General features: G+C 47.2%; 24 protein-coding genes. 13 read left to right on the forward strand and 11 right to left on the reverse strand.

The annotated features are described in order from the left end of the window. Positions 1–742 precede the first annotated feature (742 nt). From ABMY42_RS13175 to sstT, 7 genes are all read left to right on the forward strand, one after another. Positions 743–1,660 carry a DUF368 domain-containing protein gene (locus ABMY42_RS13175; RefSeq protein ID WP_033008608.1) on the forward strand — a complete coding sequence of 306 codons (918 nt, stop codon included), beginning with the start codon at positions 743–745 and terminating at the stop codon, positions 1,658–1,660. Between the two features lie 184 nt (positions 1,661–1,844). Then, positions 1,845–2,270, forward strand: a complete 426-nt coding sequence (locus tag ABMY42_RS13180) for a hypothetical protein (protein ID WP_349266402.1) — start codon at positions 1,845–1,847, stop codon at positions 2,268–2,270. A 9-nt stretch (positions 2,271–2,279) separates the two neighbouring features. Beyond that, positions 2,280–2,891 carry an SCO family protein gene (locus tag ABMY42_RS13185; protein ID WP_069687867.1) on the forward strand — a complete coding sequence of 204 codons (612 nt, stop codon included), beginning with the start codon at positions 2,280–2,282 and terminating at the stop codon, positions 2,889–2,891. Continuing rightward, on the forward strand, positions 2,881–3,348 hold the full coding sequence (locus ABMY42_RS13190; protein WP_005447418.1) for a copper chaperone PCu(A)C: 468 nt from the start codon (positions 2,881–2,883) through the stop codon (positions 3,346–3,348). Before ABMY42_RS13185 ends, ABMY42_RS13190 begins: the two co-directional genes overlap by 11 nt. 177 nt (positions 3,349–3,525) lie before the next feature. Next, positions 3,526–3,828: a PTS glucose/sucrose transporter subunit IIB gene (locus ABMY42_RS13195; protein WP_349266403.1), complete on the forward strand. Its 303-nt coding sequence runs from the start codon at positions 3,526–3,528 to the stop codon at positions 3,826–3,828. A 254-nt stretch (positions 3,829–4,082) separates the two neighbouring features. Next, positions 4,083–5,159, forward strand: coding sequence for a ribosome small subunit-dependent GTPase A (gene rsgA, locus ABMY42_RS13200; protein WP_272760091.1), 1,077 nt, complete (start codon positions 4,083–4,085; stop codon positions 5,157–5,159). Positions 5,160–5,522: 363 nt separating this feature from the next. Beyond that, positions 5,523–6,740: a serine/threonine transporter SstT gene (gene sstT, locus ABMY42_RS13205; protein WP_026000277.1), complete on the forward strand. Its 1,218-nt coding sequence runs from the start codon at positions 5,523–5,525 to the stop codon at positions 6,738–6,740. Between the two features lie 79 nt (positions 6,741–6,819). Here the strand turns inward: sstT and iolG are convergent, their stop codons facing one another. The 9 genes from iolG to iolE form a co-directional block, all read right to left on the reverse strand. Beyond that, positions 6,820–7,806 (reverse strand): inositol 2-dehydrogenase, encoded by a 987-nt coding sequence (gene iolG / locus ABMY42_RS13210; protein ID WP_349266404.1) that lies wholly within the window; start codon positions 7,804–7,806, stop codon positions 6,820–6,822. Positions 7,807–7,827: 21 nt separating this feature from the next. Beyond that, a complete protein-coding gene (locus tag ABMY42_RS13215; protein ID WP_017189700.1) occupies positions 7,828–8,655 on the reverse strand; it encodes a sugar phosphate isomerase/epimerase family protein in 828 nt (275 codons plus the stop codon). A gap of 185 nt (positions 8,656–8,840) precedes the next feature. Next, the gene (locus ABMY42_RS13220; protein ID WP_005447408.1) at positions 8,841–9,674 is read right to left on the reverse strand and encodes a MurR/RpiR family transcriptional regulator; all 834 of its coding nucleotides are present in this window, start codon (positions 9,672–9,674) and stop codon (positions 8,841–8,843) included. Positions 9,675–9,746: 72 nt separating this feature from the next. Continuing rightward, entirely contained in the window at positions 9,747–10,574 is an 828-nt protein-coding gene (locus ABMY42_RS13225) for a class II fructose-bisphosphate aldolase (protein ID WP_005437843.1), read from the reverse strand. A gap of 10 nt (positions 10,575–10,584) precedes the next feature. After that, complete coding sequence (locus ABMY42_RS13230; protein WP_047514349.1) at positions 10,585–11,454, reverse strand: 5-deoxy-glucuronate isomerase; 870 nt, start codon at positions 11,452–11,454, stop codon at positions 10,585–10,587. 181 nt (positions 11,455–11,635) lie between these two features. Further along, positions 11,636–12,622 (reverse strand): 5-dehydro-2-deoxygluconokinase, encoded by a 987-nt coding sequence (gene iolC, locus ABMY42_RS13235; RefSeq protein ID WP_017189702.1) that lies wholly within the window; start codon positions 12,620–12,622, stop codon positions 11,636–11,638. 12 nt (positions 12,623–12,634) lie between these two features. Continuing rightward, the gene (locus ABMY42_RS13240; protein ID WP_045486136.1) at positions 12,635–13,810 is read right to left on the reverse strand and encodes a Gfo/Idh/MocA family oxidoreductase; all 1,176 of its coding nucleotides are present in this window, start codon (positions 13,808–13,810) and stop codon (positions 12,635–12,637) included. A gap of 98 nt (positions 13,811–13,908) precedes the next feature. Beyond that, on the reverse strand, positions 13,909–15,780 hold the full coding sequence (gene iolD, locus ABMY42_RS13245) for a 3D-(3,5/4)-trihydroxycyclohexane-1,2-dione acylhydrolase (decyclizing) (protein WP_349266405.1): 1,872 nt from the start codon (positions 15,778–15,780) through the stop codon (positions 13,909–13,911). Positions 15,781–15,873: 93 nt separating this feature from the next. Then, complete coding sequence (iolE, locus tag ABMY42_RS13250) at positions 15,874–16,767, reverse strand: myo-inosose-2 dehydratase (protein ID WP_005437833.1); 894 nt, start codon at positions 16,765–16,767, stop codon at positions 15,874–15,876. A 538-nt stretch (positions 16,768–17,305) separates the two neighbouring features. On the opposite strand from iolE, the gene ABMY42_RS13255 reads away from it, so the two are divergent. Together ABMY42_RS13255 and ABMY42_RS13260 are read left to right on the forward strand one after the other, a co-directional pair. Then, positions 17,306–18,748: a sugar porter family MFS transporter gene (locus tag ABMY42_RS13255; RefSeq protein ID WP_005447390.1), complete on the forward strand. Its 1,443-nt coding sequence runs from the start codon at positions 17,306–17,308 to the stop codon at positions 18,746–18,748. Between the two features lie 70 nt (positions 18,749–18,818). Further along, complete coding sequence (locus ABMY42_RS13260; RefSeq protein ID WP_349266406.1) at positions 18,819–19,709, forward strand: LysR family transcriptional regulator; 891 nt, start codon at positions 18,819–18,821, stop codon at positions 19,707–19,709. Between the two features lie 12 nt (positions 19,710–19,721). Here ABMY42_RS13260 and ABMY42_RS13265 read toward each other — a convergent pair whose 3' ends face one another. Together ABMY42_RS13265 and ABMY42_RS13270 are read right to left on the reverse strand one after the other, a co-directional pair. Further along, the gene (locus ABMY42_RS13265; RefSeq protein WP_053053513.1) at positions 19,722–20,471 is read right to left on the reverse strand and encodes a sulfite exporter TauE/SafE family protein; all 750 of its coding nucleotides are present in this window, start codon (positions 20,469–20,471) and stop codon (positions 19,722–19,724) included. Between the two features lie 31 nt (positions 20,472–20,502). Then, the gene (locus ABMY42_RS13270; protein WP_349266407.1) at positions 20,503–21,390 is read right to left on the reverse strand and encodes a TIM barrel protein; all 888 of its coding nucleotides are present in this window, start codon (positions 21,388–21,390) and stop codon (positions 20,503–20,505) included. Positions 21,391–21,570: 180 nt separating this feature from the next. Between ABMY42_RS13270 and ABMY42_RS13275 the strand changes: the two genes are divergently transcribed. The 4 genes from ABMY42_RS13275 to ABMY42_RS13290 all read left to right on the forward strand — a co-directional run bounded on the left by ABMY42_RS13275 (position 21,571) and on the right by ABMY42_RS13290 (position 24,798). Beyond that, positions 21,571–22,776 (forward strand): acetyl-CoA C-acetyltransferase, encoded by a 1,206-nt coding sequence (locus ABMY42_RS13275; protein WP_110416112.1) that lies wholly within the window; start codon positions 21,571–21,573, stop codon positions 22,774–22,776. Between the two features lie 27 nt (positions 22,777–22,803). Then, positions 22,804–23,457 (forward strand): CoA transferase subunit A, encoded by a 654-nt coding sequence (locus tag ABMY42_RS13280; RefSeq protein WP_101905893.1) that lies wholly within the window; start codon positions 22,804–22,806, stop codon positions 23,455–23,457. Beyond that, entirely contained in the window at positions 23,457–24,134 is a 678-nt protein-coding gene (locus tag ABMY42_RS13285) for a 3-oxoacid CoA-transferase subunit B (protein ID WP_349266408.1), read from the forward strand. The genes ABMY42_RS13280 and ABMY42_RS13285 overlap by 1 nt, the downstream gene beginning before the upstream one ends. Positions 24,135–24,303: 169 nt before the next feature. Continuing rightward, complete coding sequence (locus tag ABMY42_RS13290) at positions 24,304–24,798, forward strand: hypothetical protein (protein ID WP_009698044.1); 495 nt, start codon at positions 24,304–24,306, stop codon at positions 24,796–24,798. Positions 24,799–24,802: the final 4 nt, after the last annotated feature.

Consider the following 24,802-nt stretch of genomic DNA (forward strand, 5'->3'; position numbering starts at 1 on the left):
GCGTTGTTTTCATTGCGCTCGCATCAATAACAACGCTCTGAATCCTGCATCTCAAAGTCACTTGGGTATACGACAGACAAAAAAATAGCCAACCGCAATTAAGGCGATTGGCTTATGTATGATGTGAACAATGTATATTCACTAACAACGTCAGTTGGCTAGGTGACCCTCGGCTTAAGAAGGGTCGAAAAGGATTATGCATTAATCATGCCAATTTGAAAAGCATTATTTTTGGGCACAAGATCTCATATCAAACTGCCAAGATGTTACAACATTTGCAATATGCAAAGTCAAAATGCAAATTGCAGTTGCAAGTCGCAACTCTGTGGCATAAGTGATAAATAAGTCACCAAACAACTTCATTCAACAAATTTATCGATTTTACGCTAACATTTATTCAGTCAAGCGCCCCTTTACAACTGATAACAAATCCATTTCTTTATCGCGTATCTTTCTGTTTTTATTCACCTAAACTAACCAAAAAGCTTAACGTTGCTAGGTTCTGTTGGCCTTTCAAGCTGATTTTTACAGCGAGTGTTTGCCTAGAATGACTAAGCAATACACTCCTTTCCTTGCCTACAACGATTTTAGCCATGCGCCCATCAGAACAAAACTTAACCACGAAAGTTCAACAGATCCTAGATAAGCAATCATTTAGATATTTTCCTCACCACTATTTCATACTTTTTTGACATCAATGTTTGTATACTCAGGACCATCTACATGACTTAGTACTTGAGAAATGAACTATCTAATCACCTACTTCAAAGGAATGGCGATGGGTGCAGCCGATGTTGTCCCAGGCGTATCAGGCGGTACCATTGCATTTATTACTGGCATTTATGACACACTGCTAGAAAGCATTCGACGTATTAACCCTTCACTTTTCTCGATTTGGAAAAAGGATGGCTTCAAAGCTGCGTTTAATCACATTAACGGCTTCTTCCTTATCTCTTTGTTTGCGGGTATTTTCACCAGCATCGCGACGCTGGCAAAACTAATCAGTTGGTTATTGGAAACTCATCCAATTCCAATTTGGTCATTCTTCTTTGGTCTGATCTTGGTGTCTGTCTACCACATCATTCGCCAAGTAGAAAAGCGTGACGCTATCCGTTTTGTTGCGTTATTGATCGGCATTGGTTTCGCCTACAGCATCACGGTGCTAAAACCACTTCATATGGAGCCAACGGCGATCAACACCATTCTGGCTGGAGCTATCGCAATCTGTGCGATGATTCTACCGGGTATCTCAGGCAGCTTTATTTTGCTATTGATCGGCATGTATGCTCCTGTATTGGGCGCGGTAAAAGGTTTCCAAATTGATATCCTTGCGCTGTTCCTTGTTGGCTGTGTTGCTGGTCTGCTGTCCTTCTCTCACTTGTTGTCTTGGTTACTGCGCAAATTCCGCGATTTAACCTTAATGTTCCTAACTGGCTTAATGATCGGTACGCTACCAAAGATTTGGCCTTGGAAGGAAACGCTAACATGGCGTACTAACTCGAAGGGTGAGCAAGTGCCATTGCTAGAGCAAAACTTATCACCGTTTGAGTTTGAGCACATCACGTCTCAACCATCACAACTATTGTTAGCCGTGCTCATGATGCTAGCCGCTATCGCGTTAGTACTTGGTTTAGAGAAGTTTGCGGATTCAAACAAGTAAATCTGAACCACAATTCCATCATTTAAGAAGCGGAGCCATTGGCTCCGCTTTTTTTATTTACGCTTTACAAACAATAGGTTTCAAATAGATGGGGATAGTGCACAATTTGTTGAAATTGCGAGTTTTCGTACATCCCATCTGTGCTAGGATGCAAGCAATGTTAAGTGATAAATACTGAATCTTAATGAAAGTGTTACAAATCGCAGGGATAGCCGTGGCACTGGTCGCTGGCTTTTACGCGCCTACCCTAATAAAAAACTTCTCTTCAGCACCCGAGCCTAAGTCGCTCGATGAATACTGTTTCCTCTCTACTGAACCTTGCATCCAACATGATGTTGCGATGACGCTTAGCGTCGATACTGCTCAACCTCTGATCCCAGCTCAGCTCGAAGTCGAATGGCAAGACTGCAAAGCAGATCAGCTCGTATTAAGTTTGGTTGGTCGAGAAATGGAAATGGGCGAGCCAAAATTCATGCTAAAGAAAGTGGCACCAGGTAAATTTGTGGGTGACGTGACATTGCCCGTTTGTACACAAGATTCAATGACGTGGGTTGGTGAACTTTCCGACGGTAAAGACACCATCTACCCAGCCCTCAAAATGCAAAGATAAGGAATTGATATGAGCCGTAATTGGTCTCTCTTTCTCGTGGTTGCGTTTGTCCTTGGCTTTGGTACCAAAACGTACCTAGATGGACAAAAAGACGTAGAGAAAAAACAACAAGTCACTACCGAGCAAAGCGTGTTGTTTGGCGAAGGCGATAAACCTGTCGATATCTTCGATACCAGCGATGATCGCATTCGCATTGTTTACTTTGGCTTTACGCGTTGCCCAGACGTATGCCCAACCTCATTAGCCATGCTAGCAGGTGCACTCAATCAAATCGACGATGTGCAAAAAGCGCAGTTGCGCCCAATGTTCATCTCGCTTGATCCAGAACGTGACGAGGCAGATGCATCAGCCAAGTACGCCCACTACTTCCACCCGATGATTGAAGGCCTGTCCGCACCACTCGACGTGACCACCCCACTTGCCCACAAATATGGTGTCATTTTCCGTAAAACGGAGCTAGAAGGCTCAGAGCTGAAATACACGCTCGACCACAGCTCTTACTTTTACTTCTTGAAGCCTGACGGCACACTCATCACTAAAGTGCCACACACCTTAACGCCTGCGCCAATTGTCGAAGCGATAACCAAACTAACAGCAGAAGGAAAAACCAATGAAAGCTAAGCATGCAATCAAAACGTTAGCCCTCTCCGCCCTACTTCTAAGCCCTTTGGCACAAGCAAACCTAAACGTGATGCCACACGAACCATATGCACGAGCAATGGCGCCAGGTGCTGTGACGAGCGCTGTGTTTGTGACCTTTGCTAACCGAAGCCAAGAAGACATCAATATTGTCGCAGCAGAAACCCCTGCAGCAGGTAAAGTCGAGTTGCACGATGTGATTAAAGAAGGCGATGTAATGAAGATGCGTCAAGTAGACCACATCACACTCGCTGCAAAAGAGACCACCGAGCTAAAACCGGGCAGCCTGCATATCATGCTATTCGACCTTAAAAAGCCGCTTAATGAAGGCGACGAAATCGAAGTGACAGTGACTTACGACAACGGTCAAAAGCAAAGCTTTACTGCACCAGTCAAAAAAGTCATGGCAGGAATGAAAAAGCACGAACATCATCATTAGTGCCTCTTCACTTCATCGATTCAAAGCTCCTCCAACGTGAGGAGCTTTTTTATTCCTCTCTCTTTTCTCTAAGCCGTATTCGCCAAACTATCAATGCATGATTTTGTGTCCTAAATCAGAGCGAAACAGCCGCTGCTGAGATATAAACAAGGCTTTGCTGCAAACGAGTTTCTCGCCATGTTAAAAGCCCTTTCTCGCGTATTTAAAATGCTGACGCAAGTAAATCCAAACCTAGAACAGGATGTCGATACCATCATTGACGCTATTGGTGGCACGAGTAATTTGGTGGAAACTGGTGCTTGCGCGACAAGGCTACGACTCACACTAAAAGACACCACCATTGTGAATCAAAAAGCACTGGAGGAACATGGAGCACATGGTGTCGTGATCATTGATGAACGACATATCCAAATCATCTACGGCGTAAAAGCCAACACCTATTCACAAGAGATGGAAGAACGTCGAATAAAACACATATAAAACGCAAAGGAGTTGTAAGAATCAGAGCACAGTCGCTATACTCCGACCGTTAACTCACCAACTTAAGAGGAAATATGATGATTGTAATGAATAACACTAACTGGGCAGTGAAAGGGTAACGTCCAACTTTTTCTCGTGGCTAAGCCACACCACCTCCCTTCTTTGCCCGGTTTTCACCGGGGTCAGCTCTATGCGAATTAGACCCTAATGCGATTTGTATTAAGGCGCTTTGTTGCGTCTGGGATAATTCAACAATGAATAAAACACATTCTTTTTGTGAAACACTACTAACTCAACCTAACCCATTAAAGCTATTAGGTTGGAAACCCTTTTTTCAACAACAATTGACGTTAGACGATTACCAAGACACGCTTTTTGCGCGAGTGATTGCTCACCATCGTAGTGGTTACGTTGTTGTTAGCGAACAAGGTGAAACTCACTTACCTATCCATCCCTCGTTACCCAGCATGACCGTTGGTGATTGGGTAGTATTGGATGGTCAGCAACAGTTTTCTCGCCTACTTGAACGCCGCAGTTTATTTAGTCGCAAAGCCGCAGGTAGTAAGGTCGCCGAGCAACTTATCGCCGCCAACGTGGATACTGTCTTCATCGTTTGTTCACTCAACCACGACTTTAACCTCAGTCGCATTGAGCGCTATTTGGCTCTCATCAATGAAGCTGATGTAGAGCCCGTGATTGTGCTGACGAAAGCAGACTTATGTGACGATGTTGACGAGCTCAAAGCTCAGGTACAAAAGCTCGATCCGTTGCTTATGGTGGAAAGCGTTAATGGTTTGGATGAATCAGACGTTGCCAAATTAATGAGTTGGTGCGGCGAAGGTCAAACCGTCGCATTTATTGGCTCTTCAGGGGTAGGAAAATCGACCTTAGTAAACACCCTGCTTGGCGAGCAAGAACAAGCGACTGGTGGTATTCGTGAGGATGACAGCAAAGGTCGACACACTACAACCTCACGCTCAATCCACCTATTACCATCCGGTGGGATCGTAATGGACACGCCAGGAATGCGAGAGATCCAATTAGCAGATTGCGAGGCAGGCGTGAGTGAAACTTTCGCTGATGTTGAGGCCTTAGCTGATAACTGCCGATTCAATGATTGCCAACATCAAACCGAGCCAGGTTGCGCGGTTCAAGCTGCGATTGAAGATGGCTCTCTTGAGCTACGACGCTTTACTAACTATCAGAAGTTATTGCGTGAACAAGCCCATAACGGAGCGAGTCTCGCAGAGCAAAGAGCGCAGAATAAACAGTTCGGCAAAATGGTTCGCAGTATTGTTGACGGAAAGCGCAAACGCCAACAGAGTTACTAGTTTGTTGTATTTGCGTAATCAATAGAACAAAGGAGGCTAACGCCTCCTTTTTTAATAACTTTATGAAAAACCATCATTCATACTTCGCCATACAAATCAACACAAAAGACCAATAACGATAACATTGAGCAAACATTTAAACTAAGAACAAACTAAAACTAGACACAAAATATTACCAAGTTAAGATATGTGATATTCAGCAAGAAAATGGCTGGATTTATAAAAACAGGATAATTGATAATCAGGATGTCTTAGCAGCACAACCACAAGATTCAGCCCCTTCATGCGAGGGAACATTACGCCGTGTAATGACTGAATATTGCGCTGTTGCTGAGTCAAAAATTGCAGGAATGATGTATGCAAATGCAACACAACAGTCTCGTTGCCCGATTCGCTCGCGGTAACCTCGTTCTCCAAATCCTCGTCGGTATCGTCTTAGGTATTCTGCTTGCGACTATCTCGCCAAGCCACGCAGAAAGCGTTGGTATGCTGGGTAGCTTGTTTGTTGGTGCACTAAAAGCGATTGCTCCAGTATTGGTATTTATCTTGGTGGCTGCGTCTATCGCAAACCAAAAGAAAAACCAACACACTTACATGCGTCCAATCGTAATTCTTTACCTAGCGGGTACCTTCTTTGCGGCACTAACCGCAGTAGTACTAAGTTTCCTTTTCCCGACCAATTTAACGCTAGTAACGGGCGCTGAAGGTGCAACACCACCACAAGGTATTGCAGAAGTTATCCAAACCTTGTTGTTCAAACTGGTTGATAACCCAGTAAACGCGCTAGTAGAAGCAAACTACATCGGTATTCTTGCTTGGGGTGTGGGTCTTGGTCTTGCACTTCACCACGCATCAGCAACAACAAAAGCGGTATTCGAAGATCTAAGCCACAGTGTTTCCCACATTGTTCGTTTCATCATTCGTCTTGCGCCATTTGGTATCTTTGGTCTGGTTGCCTCAACGTTTGCAACAACAGGTTTTGGTGCACTAGCAAGCTACGCTCACCTTCTAGCGGTACTACTAGGTTCAATGTTTATCATTGCGCTAGTGGTTAACCCTGCGATCGTATACTTCAAAACGAAAGAAAACCCATACCCGTTGGTGTTCCAATGTCTACGTGAAAGTGGCGTAACGGCATTCTTTACGCGTTCAAGTGCTGCGAACATTCCAGTGAACATGAACCTATGTAAGAAACTAGACCTAGACGAAGATACGTACTCAGTGTCTATTCCACTAGGTGCGACCATCAACATGGCGGGTGCAGCAATCACTATCACAACCCTAACGCTAGCAGCGGTACACACTATGGGTATCGACGTTGACCTAATGACAGCGGTACTACTAAGTATTGTTGCTGCAGTATCAGCGTGTGGTGCATCAGGTGTTGCTGGTGGTTCTCTACTACTTATCCCACTAGCGTGTGGTCTGTTTGGTATCTCAAACGACGTAGCAATGCAGGTTGTAGCCGTTGGTTTCATCATCGGTGTGATTCAAGACTCTGCTGAAACAGCCCTAAACAGCTCAACAGACGTTATCTTCACTGCCGCTGTTTGCAAATCAGAACAGCAAAAAGCTCAGTAAGACTTAAGCATCTTTAAGATCTCAATAATAGAAAGGGGAGCCAATGCGGCTCCCCTTTTTGTTTCCTGTTAGGGATGACCTACAAACGAACCGTCTTCCCTGTTTGCATCGACTCTAACGCGGCATCCGCTAACGTCAGAGCAATCTCACCATCTATACCCGAGCAGCATGGTGCTTCGCCTTTAAGTACTTCAACAAAGTGTTGCCACTCTGCCACGTAAGCACGCTCATAACGCTCTAAGAAGAAGTACTTCGGTGTTGCGCCTACTTGCCCTATTTCTGTGCTGTGGCTGACTAGATTTTCGGTCAGATTCGCCACTTGCAGCATGCCTTTCTCGCCATGCACTTCGAGACGCTGATCGTATCCGTAGCCAGAGCGACGACTGTTATGAATCGTCGCCATCGCACCAGAAGGGAATGTAAGCGTCACCACACTGGTATCGATATCTCCCGCTTCACCAATGGCAGGATCTACCTTGCAGCTGCCATGTGCCGTAACCGTGATTGGATCTTCCCCTAAGATAAACCGCGCCATGTCGAGGTCGTGAATCGTCATATCGCGGAACATACCACCGGACGATTTGCTGTATTGTGCTGGCGGTGGCGCAGGATCGCGAGAGGTGATGACTACGCTTGCTGGTTCGCCAATTTGACCGTCATCCAGCGCTTTCTTAAGGCTCAAGAAATGCGGGTCAAAGCGGCGATTGAAGCCTAACAAAAAAGGCACCTGATGCTGGTTTACTACGCCCAAGCAATCACGTACTCGCCCCAAATCAAGGTCGATAGGCTTCTCACAAAAAATTGCTTTGCCTGCTTTTGCTGCTCGCTCAATCAAATCCGCATGAGTATCGGTTGACGAGCAAATACACACCGCATGAACGTTCTCATCCGCCATCGCCTCTTCTACGGTTTGGCGCTTTGTCTGCGGATACTGCACACAAAACTGATCCGCATAGACCTCAAAAGGTTCGATAAGCGAATAAATCGTGGTTTCAGGTGAACGTTCGATATTGACCGCATGCACTTGACCAATTCGACCCGCTCCAAATAAAGCAATATTAAACATAGAAAATCCCTTATGTGTCGACTAGTCGAATTGATGCTTCATACCCGCCAACATATCTGCGGCGATATCGTAATAATCCCCTTCCCAGAGTTGGTCGTTGAGGAATTCACCAGAGTAGAATCCGTCGTAACCCGTTTGTCGAATCGCATCGACCCACTCTTTCAATGGCACTTCACCTTGCCCTAGTAAGTAACCACGTAGAGCGCGCTCATCAGGCCAAGCTTCGCCCGGTGCAGGACGCTTACCGTCAGACAAGTGCACGTTGAAAATCAGCTCGGCATCGATATTTGCCACTTGTTCCAACGTTGCTCCGCGACATGCCCATAAGTGCCATGTATCCAGAACAAAACCAAAGTTGTCGCGGCCGACGGCGTCGTACAGGCGGAAGTAATCTTCCAATTTGGCGATTGGAGTCCAAGCCGCGCCTTCATATTGGAAACGGATGCCATAGCTCTTACCAATGTCGACAATCTGGCGAATGTTCTGTGCCGTGAGTTCGATGTTTTGCTCTTTAGTTAAGCCATTTAATGCCTCAAAAGCATTGAGCTGGATGGTAGGTGCACCCACGGCTTGCGCAAAACGGCACAGCGTTTCTGAATCTTGGAACAATTGACGTTGGCTGGCTTTATCTGTCACTTCAACCGCGCCAATGATGTCGATCGCCGTTGGAACAATGCCAAACTCATCCATACGTTGTTTGAGTTGCTCAGCGGAGAAGCCAGCTTGAATATAACGCCAGAGTTTTTCGGTGTGAATTTCGAGCCCTTGGTAGCCAGTTTCTTTGGCAAGTCGGACATCAGATAGGATATTGCTGTGCAGAGAGCACATGCCATGTAGAGCAAAACGCATCAGATTTACCTCTTCTCACTGCCCTGTACATTGCAGGACATAAGCCGAATTCAGCTCGAGCAAACCCGCAGCGCAACCGCTAAGTTGCACTTAATCAGTGGACAAAGGTATGGAAAAATCTGCGCGCTTTACTGCTTATTCGCTCGCAGGATCGCGTCCCTATTTGAGATTACTGAGCGATGAAGTTACTTCACTTCTCGACAAATCAGACTCACCGCAATCGCCTGCGCCAAATACATGGAGCTGCTGAGCGAACGGAAGCCCATCAATTCGCCTTCTTGCACTTCAAAACAGACATCCATTTTGCTGCCATGAGGCGTCATTTGGTTATCAGTAATGCAGACAATCGGTACGTTCTTTTTGCAAGCATCATCAATCAGTTGGCTGGTTTCTTCCGCGTATGGATTGAAGGTGATAGCAAACAGAACGTCTTTTTCGTTCATTCGTCGAGTTAACGGAGACAACATGCCACCGTGATCATCCAAGAGCACTACGCTCTTGTCGGATTTCATGAGGGCGTACCAAAGATAGAAGGCCACTGGGTAAGCGCGACGAGTCCCCTGGATGTAGATGGTTTCTGCTCCATCCATCAGAGCCACTGCACGTTCCAGTTTTTGTGGAGAGACCGACATTTGAAGCTGTTCTAGTGCTTCAATGTTTGCGTGTCCGAAATCTTGGAAGATGGCTTGAGGCGAGTCATGTGGGACGTCCTCCATCTCACGAGCTTTACGAACGCGCTCTTTGTAGTCTCTCGGGCGATTCAAATATTGATCGCGAAACAGTACTTGCATAGAAGTGAAGCCATCAAAGCCCATCGCATTAGAGAATCGACTTAAGGTCGACAATGGTACGTTGGCTTGCTTGGCAATGGTCGCCATGGTTTCTACCGCCACCAGCATCGGCTGGTCGGTTACAAAATCCGCGACTTGCTGCAAACGTCCGCTCAAACTGTCGTAACGCTTTGCGATTAACTCTTTTAGTGTGTCTAAATCTGCAGGTGCTTTCACTTCAACATCCATAGTTATACTGCTCTCCTATCAATGAACGCTTGGAGATAGAGGCCCCTTATAGTAACAAAAGGGGCTGCTATTTTAAGATAATAATTCAAAGTTTCGTACCGCTTCTTCTTTCACGTACGGCATCGCCTTTTGCATGAAGTAAATACGGTCAAACTTTTGCGGTTCCTGATTCATGTAATCGCGAAGATTATGACCCAGAGCCTGACGCAAACAGGTGCCAATATTGAACTTGGACACACGACTTTGCTTCAGCTTGAGCATGTCTTCATCGCGAATACCACTCGAACCATGAATCACCAATGGCACAGCCACAGCATTTGCGATACGGTCTAGGCGACCAAAATCGATAGTACAAGTGGGCTCGGTTAAGCGGTGAACATTACCGACGGAAATTGCGACACAATCTACGCCACTCTCTTCTGCAAAGCGCGCCGCATCTTCCGGTTCTGTGTAGATAGATTTTATGTGGTCGCGACCTTCTTCGTAAGGCACAGAACCAATTTCCCCCTCTACCGATGCTCCTAGAGCATGCGCCACTTCAACGACTTTCTTAGTGCGAGCAATGTTCTCGTCCAACGTCAGTTGCGAACCATCAAACATCACAGAACTAAACCCAGCTTTAAGCGCGCGAAAGACGATGTCTTCTTCGTAAGTGTGGTCAAGATGAAGCACGACAGGCACCGTGCTCTTATGCGCTAGATTTAGGAACATCGCCGCAGCGGTTTCGACGCCATAAAAGTCCACAACGTCTTTATTACACGCCAGAATTACAGGTTTGTTCACTTGCTCTGCCGCTTCAACAACAGCACGTGCATCTTCAAAGCCGAACACATTAAAGCAAGGGACAGCGTAGTTAGACGCCGCAGCCTCCGGCAATAGGTCATTCAAATTTACCAACATGATGATTCCCCTACTTAAATTTAGCGATCATGTCTTTGATACCAGGGATCGTCTCCACTTGGTATTCGTGGTGCGGATCAAAATGCTGAATCAAAGATTTCTCTGTTTTGCCAACGATGATGGTGAAGTAATACATTTCATAACCCGGCGCCGCCACACTTGGGTGATAACCTTTGTCGATGGCGATCACAGAGCCAGTGCGCACATGGTAAACCGGACCAAAGTCGTCTTCATGCTCGTATAGGAACTGCGCACCAAAGCCGAAATCTGGGTTAAAGCGGAATTGGTACACTTCTTCATAAAGGGTTTCTTTGCTGCCATCAGGCTTAACACGATCTTCATCGTGCTTGTGTGGTGGAAAACCAGACCAACCACCTGCACCAACGGTGAATAGTTCACTCACCAATAAGCGACCACGTTTGTCTGCGTTGGATTGACCCAGCACGTGTTTGATTTTGCGGTGAGTTTTAGTCTCATCTGAACCGTACTGAACCATGTCTACGTTCTCTTCGCGAACACAGAAAGGCTCCAGTGACGCTTCAAACTTACCACCCGCAATCATAACGTCAGCCTTGTCGCTCACACATTGGATGGTCGCGCGGTAGCCAAGTGGTACGTAAACCGCTTCTGGGTTGCCGTCCCAAACTGATTTACGTTTACCAATGTTGTCGAACGTTTCACTTTCACCGTCTTTCGTCACGGTGATGCTGCAAGTGCCGCCAGCCAATACGATGACAGACTCATACCCTTCGATGACATGGTCAAAGGTTTCGTTCTGATTCAAGAACACTTGGTTGAAGTAACATAGCGGCGTTACTTCGTCGTTCGCACCAATAATTGGTTCATTCTTGTTATCAAATGGTGGAATGTGTTTTCCCATTTTTCTTTTCTCCTCACAGCTCGTAGTGAAACGAGGCTGCCCTATCCTTCTGAAAGTGGCTTAACAAAAAAGCCGGGCCACGATGGTGTGTACGCGCACTGTTTGGTTACCCTCAAAGTGACATACCGGCCCGGGAGACCAAACGCGCAGCAATGTGGTGCCCGAAAGCACCAAACCGTGCTTAACTTCGCGTCTCAATAAAATCGAATAGTTGTTCCTTAGTTGGCATGGCTTCTGTGCAGCTGTGACCGCTGACATTAATCGCCGCTGCTGCCGTGCCGTTGCGTACGCCCTCTTCTAACGAACCACCAGTAACTAGCGTCCAAATTAGACCGCCGGCGAATGAGTCACCAGAGCCAAATGGCTTATTGGCTTCGACTCGGAAAATACCTTGCTCGAACTTATGACCCGTACGGTCATACACTTTCGAACCATGCTCACCGGCTTTCACCACCACGACTTGGGTGTTCTCCGTTAGAAAGCGAGCCGCCGTTTGGTCATCATCGGTGTTGCCCGGAGCAATGACGGTTTCCATCATGTCGAACTCTTCACGGTTACCGATCACGATGTCTGAAAGACCCGCGGCAATGCCGTAGTAAATCGAAGCATCGGTATCCGTACGCCAAGAGTAAGGGCGGTAATCAACATCCAGCACCACTAAGGTATTGCTGCGGCGCGCGTGCTGCATCGCAATCAAAGTGGCTTCACGGCTTGGGCTTTCCGACAATGCCGTTCCCGTGACAACCAAGACTTTTGAACTAGCGATGTAAGCGGGATCAATCTCTTCTGGCTTGATGGTCAAATCCGATGCGTTGTTACGATAGATAAGCACGGTGCAATCTTTTGGCTTCATCTCCGTGAATGCCACCGAGGTGCGCGAACCAGAGTCGTCGGTTCTCATGCCATCAAGGTTGATACCTTGCTCCGTCATGTAACCTTTAACGTAACCACCGAATGCATCGTCAGCCACGCAGCCAATAAAGCCGACCTTACCGCCTAACTTGGCAATGCCCACCGCAATGTTCGCGGCTGAGCCACCAACGAATTTGTTGAAGCCAGAGATATCCGCCATGTCGGTTTTAGCTTCGCGAGCGTAGAGATCTACACCCGCACGTCCTAAAACGATGGCATCCAATGGTCGATTTGTTTCAAGTGCAATGTTTGTCATCGTCTGTTCCTATTATTTGTAATCAACCCAAGCGGCGTTTTGGTTTGCAGATTCCACACACTTCTCGCATAGGCGCACGCCTTCGATGCCTGCATCGATACCTGGGAACCAAATTTCAGACAGCGCTTGTTGGTCATCGCGGTCCGCCGCATCGAATGCCAACGCGAAACGGTGGTACAAGTTCGCCCATGATTCGAAGTAACCTTCTGCGTGACCACCACCAACACGGTTAGAAGCCACACCCGGCGCATCTTGGTATAGGTAGCCCATGCCACGCTCTAGAATGCGTGGTGCTTCGCCTTGCACTTCAAAACGAAGTTGGTTTGGTTGCTCATCCCACCATTCGATGGACGCTTTCGAACCGACGATGCGGATTTTTTGTTGGTGCATCGAACCTGCATTCACTGCCGACGCCCAAAGCGTACCGACTGCGCCATCTTTGAATTGCATCATGATGTGAGCGTTATCTTCGAGCGGAGCACGTGACTTGATGAAGCTTTGACGCATGCAAGACAGACGGTCGATTTCAAGACCCGTCATCACTTCACACAGGTAGAAAGCGTGCGTACCCACATCACCCAGAACATAAGTTGGACCTGAGACTTCTGGGCTGACGCGCCACTTCAAACCTGGATCGTTTTTCTCGTATTCTTCGTTGTGGAAGCCGTGAGCAAACTGCATGTTCACCACACGAATCTCACCCAGATCACCACGCTTCACCATTTCACGCGCTTGCTGAACCATTGGGAAACCGCTGTAACCGTACATCACGCCAATCACGCGATTGCGCTCTGCTGCGATCTGTTTGAGCTCTTCTGCTTCTTCCGTCGTGAAGGTGATTGGTTTTTCACACACCACGTGTAAGTTAGCTTCCAGTGCTGCTTTACAAATTTCGTAGTGAGTTGAGTTTGGTGTTGCTACCGAAACAGCTTGAATGCCATCTTCGCGTTGCGCTTCCTTCTCAAACATCTCTTTGTAATTTGCGTAGCAACGGTCGCCATCGAGACCTAAGTTCTCACCAAAATCACGACAACGATCCGCGTCCAAATCGAATGCACCAGCGACCAATTTAAACAAACCATCGCGCTGCGCCGCATTACGGTGCGAGTAACCGATCTGACTGCCACGACCACCGCCGACCATTGCCCAACGGATTGGTTGCTCAAAATGACGTTCTTCATTAAACATGTTTGACTCCTTAATAGGCTCTTGCTCAAGAGCCTATAAATCGAATTATTGAAATCTGTTTTAAAGCTGGATGTTTTGATACATAAATCGGTTTGGGCTTAAACGCCGGCGCGTTGTGCTGCTCTGCCTTCTTCCCATGCAGCCACTTTCTCTGCGGTGTCGTCATTGCGTGTCACTTGAGGAAGTCCCACCTCCCACCAGCAATCACACTTAGACCAAGCCATTGGCGATACTGGGTCGATGTCGACCACAATCACGTAAGTACGGTCGGCTTCTTTAGCGTGTTGGAATGCTTCATCAAACTGGTCGATTGAGGTCAGCTTCTCGCTGATTGCGCCTTGCGCTTCGGCATGCTTAGCAAAGTCCACGCGAGCTACCTCGCCATCAGGACGGCGACAGTCTTCCAATAGGTTATTGAACGACTCGTTACCCGTATTGTTTTGCAGCTTGTTGATCACCGCGAAACCACCGTTATCGCATACCACGACAATCATCTTGTGACCCGTCAGCACTGACGAGTAGATGTCTGAGTTTTGAATCAGGTAAGAGCCATCGCCGACGAGCACAACCACATCGTTATCTGGGTTCGCAACTTTCGCGCCCCAGCCACCTGCGATTTCATAACCCATGCAAGAGAAGCCAAATTCAATGTCGAACTTACCAATTTGGTAGTTCTGCCAGTTCATCGCAAGCTCTGCTGGTAAGCCACCCGCTGCCGTAAGTACGGTGTCGCCCGGCTGCATAGATTTGTTGAGCTTGCCAATCACTTCTGCATAAGAAGACGTACCGTCGAGTAGGTCGCCTGGTTGAGGATGAGTACGACGATGCACCACGGCTTTCCATTCATCCGCTTGCGCTTTCGCCGTTGCCGCCCACTCGTCACTACTACGGAAATCGCCCAGTAGGTTAGACAGCTCAACTAAGCCACGTTTTGCGTCTGCTTTAACTGGAATAGCACGATGTTTAATGGCATCAAAACGTGCGGTATTGATGGTAACTAGCTTCATATCTGGGTTCTTGAACACCGACCAAGAGCCTGTCGTGAAGTCTTGTAAGCGAGTACCCACAGCCAACACCACATCCGTATGCGCTGCCATGTAGTTTGCAGAGTCTGAACCTGTCACGCCGATTGGACCTGCGTTTAGAGGATTGTCTTGCAGCATCGTGGCGCGACCAGCAATGGTCTCAACCACAGGGATGTTGTGTTTTTTCGCAAAGGCAGCCAACTCGTCCGTTGCTAGTGAGTAATGCACGCCACCGCCAGAGATAACCAAAGGTTGTTTCGCGCTAAGCAGCGCCGCTTTTGCATCCTCTAGATCTGCCACTTCTGGCTCTGGACGACGAATGCGGTGTACTTTTTCTTGGAAGAAGACTTCAGGGAAATCGTAAGCCACGCCCTGAATATCTTGTGGTAAGCCGATAAACGCTGGACCACAGGTTTCTGGATCAAGCATGGTGTCAATTGCCTGAGGCAATGAGTGCATCAATTGCGTTGGCGAGATAATGCGATCCCAGTAACGTGTTAGCGGTTTGAACGCATCGTTACAAGTGATCGAAGGATCGTAGAAATTCTCTGGCTGTTGAAGTACAGGATCTGGCAGACGACTGACGTAAGCGTCTCCAGAAATCAAAAGCACTGGTAAACGGTTTGTGTGCGCGATACCTGCTGCGGTAACCATATTGGTTGCACCCGGACCAATTGAACTGGTCGCGATACCGATGCGACGACGTAAGTTCGCTTTGGCATACGCGATTGCCGCTGTTGCCATCGACTGCTCATTTTGACCACGCCAAGTCGGAATTTTGTCTTCGATATTTTTTAGCTGCTGTCCAAAGCACGTCACGTTACCGTGACCAAAGATGGCGAATGCTGCACCAAATAGCTGTTCTTTTTTACCATCAATTTCAATCATTTGTGCGGCTAGGTACTGAGCTAGCGCTTCTGCAACAGTTAGGCGTACAGTTTTCATTGTCTTCCCCGGTAGTATCAATCATTTTTGTAGCCGCGTTGTCTCCACGGCTTGATACAGGGGAGACGAATCTCCCCTTCCTTACTTGTGCTTTTATAGACCGTATTTCTTCGCGTAGCCTGTGATGTTCTCGTAAGCCGTTTTCGCGTACGTCAATGGGTGCGCTTTCGCTGGGTCTTGTTCTGCTTCAACCAGTAACCAGCCTTGGTAGTTGCGCTCTTTCAATGCTGCGAATACGTCGTCGTAATCCACGTCACCTGTACCAGGAACAGTGAATACGCCATCAAGCACTGCATTTAGGAATGATTTGTCTGCATCACGTGCAGCTTTCATTACTTCTAGACGAAGGTCTTTAAAGTGCATGTGACCAATACGGTGACCCCAACGCTTAATCATGGTCACTGGGTTACCACCACCGTAAGTGATGTGACCCGTATCTAGAGTTAGGTATACGGCTTCGCCGGTGAATTCCATCATGATGTTGATGTCATCTTCGGTTTCACAGATGGTGCCAACGTGATGGTGGAAAGAGAGTTTAATGTCGTGCTCGTTTAGCAGGTATTCAGCAACTTGAGTTAACTTCGCACAGTAGGTTTTCCACTCGTCCATCGTCAGGATCACACGCTGAGAAAGCGGAGTGTTGATGTCTCCATGAACCGTGTTGCTCACTTCGCCAAACACCATAGCTTTACAGCCTGCCGCTTTAAGCAGTTTGATGTGCTCTTGCATCGCTGCAATTTCTTCTTCTGCAGTCAGCTTCATGAGATTACCGCTGTACCAGCCAGAAGCGAGTACTAAGCCATGCTTTTCTAGTAGAGGGATTAGGACTTCTGGCTCACGTGGGTACTTGGTACCTAACTCTGTTCCAGTGAAACCAGCTTCCGCCATTTCACTTAGACACGTTTCCAATGGGATGTCGCCGCCCAGTTCTGGCATGTCATCATTTGTCCAAGTCAGTGGGCTAATTCCATATTGCACGTTGCTCATTTTTATTCTCCGACAATGTTTCCGTTATTTAATAAATGTCGTGAAGTAAAAGCGTGGTTTTTATAGATGCTTTTCTTTCACCGATTTCGTTTCACTGGAAATTACATTAGCGAAAAAAACTTTAAATGAAAAATATTTTTCACGACATAAAATCGATGTCATCAAATTGTTAAATCATGAAAAAAGCCAATCGCAGCAAGCCCTACAAGCAAACTTGCGCCAGATCTCATTTTATCTAAAGCCTTTATTTTCAATAAGTTACACTGACATTTAAAAATGAAAAATGTTTTTCATTTTTTGATTTGGGTAACACTTTAGGATAAAAAACGAACAGACACCTAGTCGAATAACAAAAGAGTAAATATGATAAATGCAACCGGCAAATGAAAAATAATTTTCATACATCTAATAAACATTAAAAGTCGGCAATATAGATACCCAATACTCGTACCCTACAAAACAGAGTATTGGCCGCTACCCAACTTGATCTTATTCGATGGTTAAAGGAAAGCTTGGGGATCTAATAAAGGAAAAAATAATGGAAGCTACATCCAAGGCCGAAGCTCGAAAGCACAATATCGCCTACATCGTTAGGATTTGTTGTATCGCTGCGCTCGGAGGCATCTTATTAGGTTACGACACTGCTGTTATCTCTGGCGCAATTGGTCCAATCCGTGATTACTTCGGATTGTCACCAGCTCAAACTGGCTGGGCCGTATCCAGCGTGGTATTAGGTAGTATCATCGGTGCGGTCAGCGCAGGCTGGGCAGCCCTAAAATACGGTCGACGCAACACCCTCTTCATCGCCGCCATTCTCTTCATCATATCCGCCATTGGCTCTGCACTCGCTCAAACCTTCTCTTTCTATGTGGTTCTACGTATCGTCGGTGGCGTAGCTGTAGGTTTGGCTTGTGTGGTATCACCGATGTATATGTCAGAAGTCGCACCAAAAGACTTCCGAGGTCGTGCGGTGAGCATGTTCCAGCAATCGGCAGTTATCGGTCAAACGGGTGTGTTTTACGTCAACTACCTCATCGCAAAAGGCATGTCAGAGGCTTGGTTAGTGGATATGGGCTGGCGCTGGATGCTTGGCTCTGAAGTGATTCCTGCCGCGCTTTTCGCAATGTTGTTGTTCCTCATCCCAGAATCACCACGTTGGCTGGTTTTGAAAGGCAAAGTAGACGATGCCAAAGAGACGTTATCTCGTATCTCAAACCCGAAACACGCAGATCGTTTGATAAAAGAGATCCAAGAGTCATTGAAAGAAACCGTCGGTGCGAAGAAGAACAAAGTCAGCCTACGTTCGCCATTATTGTTCGCCATCTTAGTGATTGGTACGTTCGTTGCGGCGGCTCAACAGTTAACGGGCATCAACGTGATCATGTACTACACACCTGAGATCTTAAAACCGATCACAGGCTCAACAGAAAACGCGCTGTTCCAAACTACCTTTGTCGGCATCGTCTTTATCGGTGGTAACGCACTTGGTATGTACCTGATTGATAAAGTAGGTCGTCTACCGTTAATGAAATACGGCACCTTTGGTTGTGCATTTGGTATGTTCGTGGTCGGCTATGTGCTTTACCAACAAACCGAAGGCTACGCAGCACTGTTCGCATTGTGTTTGTACGTAGTGTCTTACGCGACATCATGGGGTTGTGCATGTTGGACAATGATTTCAGAAATATTCCCGAACAGCATTCGCTCTCGTGCCATGGCCATCGCCGTCGGCGCACAATGGTTTACAGGCTTCATCGTGACGCAATCTTTCCCAATGCTAAACGAAAACCCTTACTTAAAAGAGCAATTCAATGGCGCATTTAGCTTCTGGTTATTCGGCGTCTTGTCACTCATCTGTATGGTCATCGTAGTTAAGTATGTGCCTGAAACGAAAGGCGTCAGCTTAGAGAAAATGGAAGAAGCGATGGCGAAAAAACTGGGTAAAAAAGTATCTGGAAGTGCGACTGAAGCACGTGCATAAGATAACTTAATGTTTTACAAAGGGAACAGGTGATCGCACTTGTTCCCTTTTTGCTTTGGAGGCAAAACTCATGCTCGATAAAATGGCGTTCTTTGTCTATGTGATCCGCTCTGGGTCTATCTCCTCCGCAGCACGAAAATTCAACATTTCGGTCTCCGCAGGAAGCCGTTGGCTGCAAGAACTGGAGCAACACTTCGGTACGACCTTATGTCGCCGCTCGAATCGGTTATTGGAAGCCACTCAAGCGGGGCAAACCTTATACGAAGAGTTTTCTCCTTTAGTCGACAGCGCAGAGCGCATCAGTCGCAAGTTAGAAGACTTCCAAGACAGCGAAAAAGGTCACATCAACATCGCGTGCACGCCCGTCTATGCCAATCACTATCTGATGGATAAAGTCGCCGACTATTCCAAACTCAACCCAAAGGTGACCTTCAACATCAACGTCACTCCTTGGGCATTGGATCACGCCAGTACTTGTGACCTGATGATCAGTGCCAATGCCAGCTTCCAAGGCTACCGTGAAAAAGATTTATTACTGGTGAAACGCGAGCTGATGCAGTGCCCGTTTATCGTCGTGGCTTCGCCGCAATACCTAGAAAAACATGGCTTGCCCACACATCCAGAAGCACTACGAGACCACGCTTGCCTGATTGCAACTACACTGACAGGCAGCAATGATTGGATCTTCCGCCAAGGTGTGGAAAACATGGTGCTCAAAGTGCCAAAAACAATCGAAGTGAACGACAGCGACCTATTACTAAGTGGCTCCTTAAAAGGAGCTGGTATCGCCTACTTGCCGCAATTCGTCACCGAAAAAGCAGTCGAGAAAGGCGAGTTGGTACCACTATTGGAAGAGTATGAGACCAGTATTTGGAGTTTGAATCTGTATTACCATTCACCCAAAACTGCATCTCCAGTGGCAATAAAGTTCAAAGAGTTCTTATTAGAAAAACCTTGTTAAGTCGGATTGGAGTTAAAACAATAAAGTGCTCACGCCATCGAAAGTCAGCTTGGCGCCTGAAAGAAACAAGAACAAGTAACAGAGCTGATAGATTCTTTCCTGACTGACGCGATGCAAAAGATACACACCCATCTTAACGCCAACAGGCGCGAGTGGAATCAACACCAACGCAGTCATTAAGTTGGTCGAATCAAACTCGCCAAGCCAAATGTAAGGTACGAGTTTCGCTACATTCACTATGCCGAACAACAGTGCCATGGTCGCTATTAGGTTGATTTTAGGCAGTTTCAACGGCAGTAAATAGATACTCGCTGGGCCGCCACCAGCATGAATTGCGGTACTGGAAAAACCGCTCAGAGTACTCCAAATCCAAGCGCCTAACTTCCCTGATTGAGATGGAGTTTCACCACTTAGCCAATACTGAAAACAGAACAGCAAAGACAGCACGCCAACGGTGATCTTCAACCCCGACTCTGGGGTGATACTCAAAAATACCCCCGCTAATACCACGCCAAGCAAAGCCCCCGGCAACATAGTTTTGAGTACTCGAACATCGGCATTTCGATAATGATGACGCACCGCAAATGCGTCCATCACCAATAGAATCGGCAATAAAATCGCCGCCGCTTGTGTTGGCGGCACCACCAGCGCCATCATAGGAACAGCCAAAATGCCCAGCGCTCCACCGAGCCCACCTTTACCAATGCCATAAATTAGCACCGCAGGAATCGCCAAAAGATAGAACCAAGGATCGCTGAGCATCATTACTGCCTTTTCATCATCTAGTTTCGAATCACGCCACAATCTGAGCGAGATAATCGCGACTGCGTTTTAAATCACGCGAAACCTGACTCACGTCTGCGGTGCCGTGCTCATGCTCGACCACGATCCAACCTTGATAGTCGGCTGCTTTAAGTGCACTCATCACTTGTTGCAGCTTGATATCGCCATCCCCTAAGGGAGTGATCAATCCTTTACTATAGGCGTCAACCCATTCCAACTTATCACGGATAGCTAGTCTCAATTTGTCCGTCGAGATATCTTTAACATGAATATGCTCGATGCGTGATCCGTACTGACGAATGATCCCTAGCGGGTCCATCCCATCTAAAAACACATGCCCGATATCGATACATAATCCCAGTTTGGTCCCGGGAATCTGACTCATGACAAAATCGATCTCATCTTTATAACTGATGTAGCCACCAATGCCCGGATGAAGCAAACAGCGCAAACCATATTGGCTTGCCACGCGAATAATTCGCTCAAGGTTAACAATCATGGTCCGTTTATTTTCCATATTCAGACGCGGTGCAGTGACGCTTTGTCCGATATAGCCATAACGTTCCGTATGAATGCCTTCCATGATCAGTAAATTCTTTACGCCCAGCGAATCTAAACGCTGACAGGCGGTGTCGACTTCTTCCAAAATGGCAGACATGTTTGCAGAGTCGCAAAATGGCACTTGTACCTTGCCAGCGCACACCTGCAGTCCACGTACACGAAACGCACTTTTCACCAGTTCAGGATCTTCGGGGAAGAAGCCATCCGGTCCCAATTCAATACCACGAAAGCCACTGTCACTTGCATCCATTAACACCTTTCCCCAGCTTGGATTGGTCGCATGAGATGCCTCTTCCACTCCCCAGCAACATGGGGCGCAAGCAATACGATCAAGCATGTGTTTTTCTCCTAAGTTGATTTCTTTTCACCTTAAGATTGGTAGGGGTAAAAGTTCGTGATTTGCGCCTCGTTTGTACTTTGCATTTTCGCAAAGCGGCTTTGAATTCCTGGCTATATCGCGACCACATCGCACTCCCTACACTGGTTATGACAGAACGATTACGGAGTAAACAGCGGTATGGAACGAATCTTTATTGTGGCGGCAAAGCGCACCCCAATTGGCAGCTTTAATGGCTCATTAGCGTCATTGTCCAGTGTTGAACTAGGCGCTCATGCCATCAAGGCAGCCTTGGAACAAGTGGACATTGCCCCAGAACAAATCGATGAAGTGATTGTTGGCAACGTACTTACTGGAGGCGCAGGCATGGGACCGGGTCGCCAAGCCGCAATGAAGGCAGGCATTCCAGAATCCGTTCCGGCTTACACACTCAATATGATTTGTGGCAGTGGCATGAAAGTCATCATGGACGGTGCAAGCCATATTCGAGCGGGCGACGCAGAACTAGTGCTTACTTGTGGTATGGAGAGTATGTCCAACGCACCATACATCTCTTCCGGTCAGATTCGTCGCGGTTATCGCATGGGTCATCAACTCCAAGAAGACAGCATCATCAAAGATGGTTTGACAGATGCCTTCCACAATTACCACATGGGTGTTACGGCAGAAAACATCGCCAAGCAACTCCAAATCAGCCGAGAAGACCAAGATGCCTTTGCCTTACAAAGCCAACGTAAAGCGATCAGCGCGATAGAAAATGGTCATTTTGAAGCAGAAATTGCGCCAATTACGATAGTGGATCGCAAGCGCCAATTCGAAGTAAAGAACGATGAATATCCGAAAGCCGACAGCACCTTTGAAGGTCTACAAGCACTGCGTCCTGCATTCGATAAAGAAGGCAGTGTTACCGCAGGCAATGCATCCGGTATTAATGATGGTGCATCCGCAATTTTGCTCGCTTCAGAAAGTGCCGTAAAACGCCATAACCTCAAGCCAATAGCTGAACTCATCGAATACGGACAAGGTGCTATCGCCCCAGAGGTGATGGGCTTAGGTCCGGTGTCTGCGATTGCCAATACCTTAGCCAAAGCCGAAATGGCGATTGAAGATATCGACGTTTTTGAGCTTAACGAAGCCTTTGCTGCGCAAGCACTTGGCGTGGTTCGTTCCCTTACCGAGCAACACAATATCGATGAAGCGTGGCTGCTAGAACGCAGTAACTTAAGTGGCGGTGCCATTGCACTTGGTCACCCAATCGGCGCATCAGGTAACCGCATTGTGACCACCTTGGTTTATCAACTGCAGCGCACTCGCCGTGATTACGGTTTGGCATCACTGTGCATCGGCGGTGGCATGGGCACGGCGTTAATTTTGAAACGTTGTTAGAAGGAGCCTCTCATGAACACGAAAAACATGAAAAAAGCAGCCACTACAGGGCAAATTGAAAGCCTATTGCACGACGGCATGACCATCATGATTGGCGGCTTTATGGCAACAGGCGCACCAGAACGTTTAATTGATTTGTTGATCAAAAAAGACATCAAAAACATTACCTTAATCAGCACAGACACAGGCTCACCGGGTCGAGGTTCTAGTCGACTTATCGCGGAAAAGCGCGTGAAGAAACTGTATGCCTCGCACATCGGTACTAACCCCGAAACGGGCAAACAAATGAATGAAGGCACACTTGAAGTGGAGCTTGTTCCTCAAGGTACATTGGCAGAGCGCATTCGCAGTGCTGGCGCAGGTTTGGGTGGCGTACTAACACCAACAGGACTTGGCACCATCGTCGCAGAGAACAAACGTGTGATTGAAATTGACGGCAAACAATATCTCTTGGAAATGCCACTGAAGGCCGATTTAGCACTGATTCGTGGATCTAAAGTTGACCGTCGTGGCAACGTTTTCTATAGCAAAACCACTCAGAACTTTAACCCTTTAATGGCAACTGCGGCGGAAACCGTGGTGGTGGAACCAGAGCAGATTGTGGAATTGGGTGATATTGAGCCTGAAGCCGTGCATACCCCAAGTTTGTACGTCGATTACATCTTAGTGGAGGACAACTAATGACTGCACAATTAGATAAAGAAGTCGTTCGCCGCCGCATTGCATGGCGCGTTGCTCAAGAGATGAGAGATGGCGACATCGTTAACCTTGGTATAGGCTTGCCAACGCTGGTTGCTAATGAAGTAGACAAAGACGTGGAACTGCTTCTGCAAGCTGAAAATGGCTTAATTGGCATTGATAAGCTGGCATCTGAGGCAGAAATCGACCCTGATCTGGTCAATGCCGGCGGACAAAACATCACCGCCATAGCAGGCTCTTGCTACTTTAATAGCGCGGACTCTTTTGCCATCATTCGCGGTGGTCACGTGGATTCAACCGTGCTAGGAGCACTGCAAGTGGATGAACATGGCAATCTTGCCAACTGGATCATTCCGGGCAAAATGGTGCCTGGAATGGGCGGCGCAATGGATCTTGTGGTCGGCGCAAAGAAAGTTATTGTCGCCATGGAACACACGGTGAAAGGCAATCCAAAACTGCTTAAGCATTGCACTTTACCGCTGACCGCTGTGGGTCAGGTAGATTTGATTGTCACTGAAATGGGCGTGTTCGAAATCACCAATAAAGGCATGATGTTAACCGAACTCGCACCGGAGTTTTCCGTTGAAGAGGTACAAGCGGCGACGAAGGCCCAACTGATTGTATCACCTAGCCTTATTCCCATGCCGACACCAAACTAATCCAAAAATCAAGAGGAGCAATACGCTCCTCTTTTCATACTTTGATCGTACTTCAAGTTTCTGTCAGGTTTTTCTGAAACACGCTATTTGCCCTTAAATTTTCGAAAATCGATGCGTAGAATCCCGCTCAGTTACGCATATGGTTGAGTTGTACATAGGGTAAAAACCAATGAGATTGTTGTCTGGATTCTCAGCAAAAGAGTGGCTGTTGACCGCCGTGGTACTCGGAGGGTTAACCATAGCCACAGTCCATTATTCTAACCAACGTACTTCTGCTGCCCGCAGTGCTGCAATCCAAGTTCTGTTCGCTGACATGCAGTATTACGTCTCGCTCCTACACAACAATGCAAAAGCGTTTAAGCAGGACCGAGGCGCAAACCAGTGCGTCCTGACAGCTCTTGGCTATCAAGATTTCTACAACGGTTATCCAGAAACTCAGAGTGAGTGTGGTGAGCAAGTTGGATTTTTCGACAATCTGACCATCACTGATGAGATGAAACAAGCAGACTTGGTCTTTATCGAAAACAATCGTTATTCAATTGTCGGTTACGGCAGTGACGAATCACCAGAGGCACTGATGGCAAATCAGTGTTACGCCTACTATCGAATGGACAGCAAAGGCGTTGATGGACACAGCTTTAGAATTGACACCACTGGCTGTTAATGAA

The organism is Vibrio sp. SSH13-20, from assembly GCF_040104475.1.
In the GTDB taxonomy this organism is placed as follows: Bacteria; Pseudomonadota; Gammaproteobacteria; order Enterobacterales; family Vibrionaceae; genus Vibrio; species Vibrio harveyi.

Bases quoted from the DNA above. Each gene is read 5' to 3' on its own strand.
- ABMY42_RS13175 (WP_033008608.1), top strand. From the start codon at position 743: ATGAACTATCTAATCACCTACTTCAAAGGAATGGCGATGGGTGCAGCC.
- ABMY42_RS13180 (WP_349266402.1), top strand. From the start codon at position 1,845: ATGAAAGTGTTACAAATCGCAGGGATAGCCGTGGCACTGGTCGCTGGC.
- ABMY42_RS13185 (WP_069687867.1), top strand. From the start codon at position 2,280: ATGAGCCGTAATTGGTCTCTCTTTCTCGTGGTTGCGTTTGTCCTTGGC.
- ABMY42_RS13190 (WP_005447418.1), top strand. From the start codon at position 2,881: ATGAAAGCTAAGCATGCAATCAAAACGTTAGCCCTCTCCGCCCTACTT.
- ABMY42_RS13195 (WP_349266403.1), top strand. From the start codon at position 3,526: ATGTTAAAAGCCCTTTCTCGCGTATTTAAAATGCTGACGCAAGTAAAT.
- rsgA (WP_272760091.1), top strand. From the start codon at position 4,083: ATGAATAAAACACATTCTTTTTGTGAAACACTACTAACTCAACCTAAC.
- sstT (WP_026000277.1), top strand. From the start codon at position 5,523: ATGCAACACAACAGTCTCGTTGCCCGATTCGCTCGCGGTAACCTCGTT.
- iolG (WP_349266404.1), bottom strand. From the start codon at position 7,806: ATGTTTAATATTGCTTTATTTGGAGCGGGTCGAATTGGTCAAGTGCAT.
- ABMY42_RS13215 (WP_017189700.1), bottom strand. From the start codon at position 8,655: ATGCGTTTTGCTCTACATGGCATGTGCTCTCTGCACAGCAATATCCTA.
- ABMY42_RS13220 (WP_005447408.1), bottom strand. From the start codon at position 9,674: ATGGATGTTGAAGTGAAAGCACCTGCAGATTTAGACACACTAAAAGAG.
- ABMY42_RS13225 (WP_005437843.1), bottom strand. From the start codon at position 10,574: ATGTTGGTAAATTTGAATGACCTATTGCCGGAGGCTGCGGCGTCTAAC.
- ABMY42_RS13230 (WP_047514349.1), bottom strand. From the start codon at position 11,454: ATGGGAAAACACATTCCACCATTTGATAACAAGAATGAACCAATTATT.
- iolC (WP_017189702.1), bottom strand. From the start codon at position 12,622: ATGACAAACATTGCACTTGAAACAAATCGACCATTGGATGCCATCGTT.
- ABMY42_RS13240 (WP_045486136.1), bottom strand. From the start codon at position 13,810: ATGTTTAATGAAGAACGTCATTTTGAGCAACCAATCCGTTGGGCAATG.
- iolD (WP_349266405.1), bottom strand. From the start codon at position 15,780: ATGAAAACTGTACGCCTAACTGTTGCAGAAGCGCTAGCTCAGTACCTA.
- iolE (WP_005437833.1), bottom strand. From the start codon at position 16,767: ATGAGCAACGTGCAATATGGAATTAGCCCACTGACTTGGACAAATGAT.
- ABMY42_RS13255 (WP_005447390.1), top strand. From the start codon at position 17,306: ATGGAAGCTACATCCAAGGCCGAAGCTCGAAAGCACAATATCGCCTAC.
- ABMY42_RS13260 (WP_349266406.1), top strand. From the start codon at position 18,819: ATGCTCGATAAAATGGCGTTCTTTGTCTATGTGATCCGCTCTGGGTCT.
- ABMY42_RS13265 (WP_053053513.1), bottom strand. From the start codon at position 20,471: ATGCTCAGCGATCCTTGGTTCTATCTTTTGGCGATTCCTGCGGTGCTA.
- ABMY42_RS13270 (WP_349266407.1), bottom strand. From the start codon at position 21,390: ATGCTTGATCGTATTGCTTGCGCCCCATGTTGCTGGGGAGTGGAAGAG.
- ABMY42_RS13275 (WP_110416112.1), top strand. From the start codon at position 21,571: ATGGAACGAATCTTTATTGTGGCGGCAAAGCGCACCCCAATTGGCAGC.
- ABMY42_RS13280 (WP_101905893.1), top strand. From the start codon at position 22,804: ATGAAAAAAGCAGCCACTACAGGGCAAATTGAAAGCCTATTGCACGAC.
- ABMY42_RS13285 (WP_349266408.1), top strand. From the start codon at position 23,457: ATGACTGCACAATTAGATAAAGAAGTCGTTCGCCGCCGCATTGCATGG.
- ABMY42_RS13290 (WP_009698044.1), top strand. From the start codon at position 24,304: ATGAGATTGTTGTCTGGATTCTCAGCAAAAGAGTGGCTGTTGACCGCC.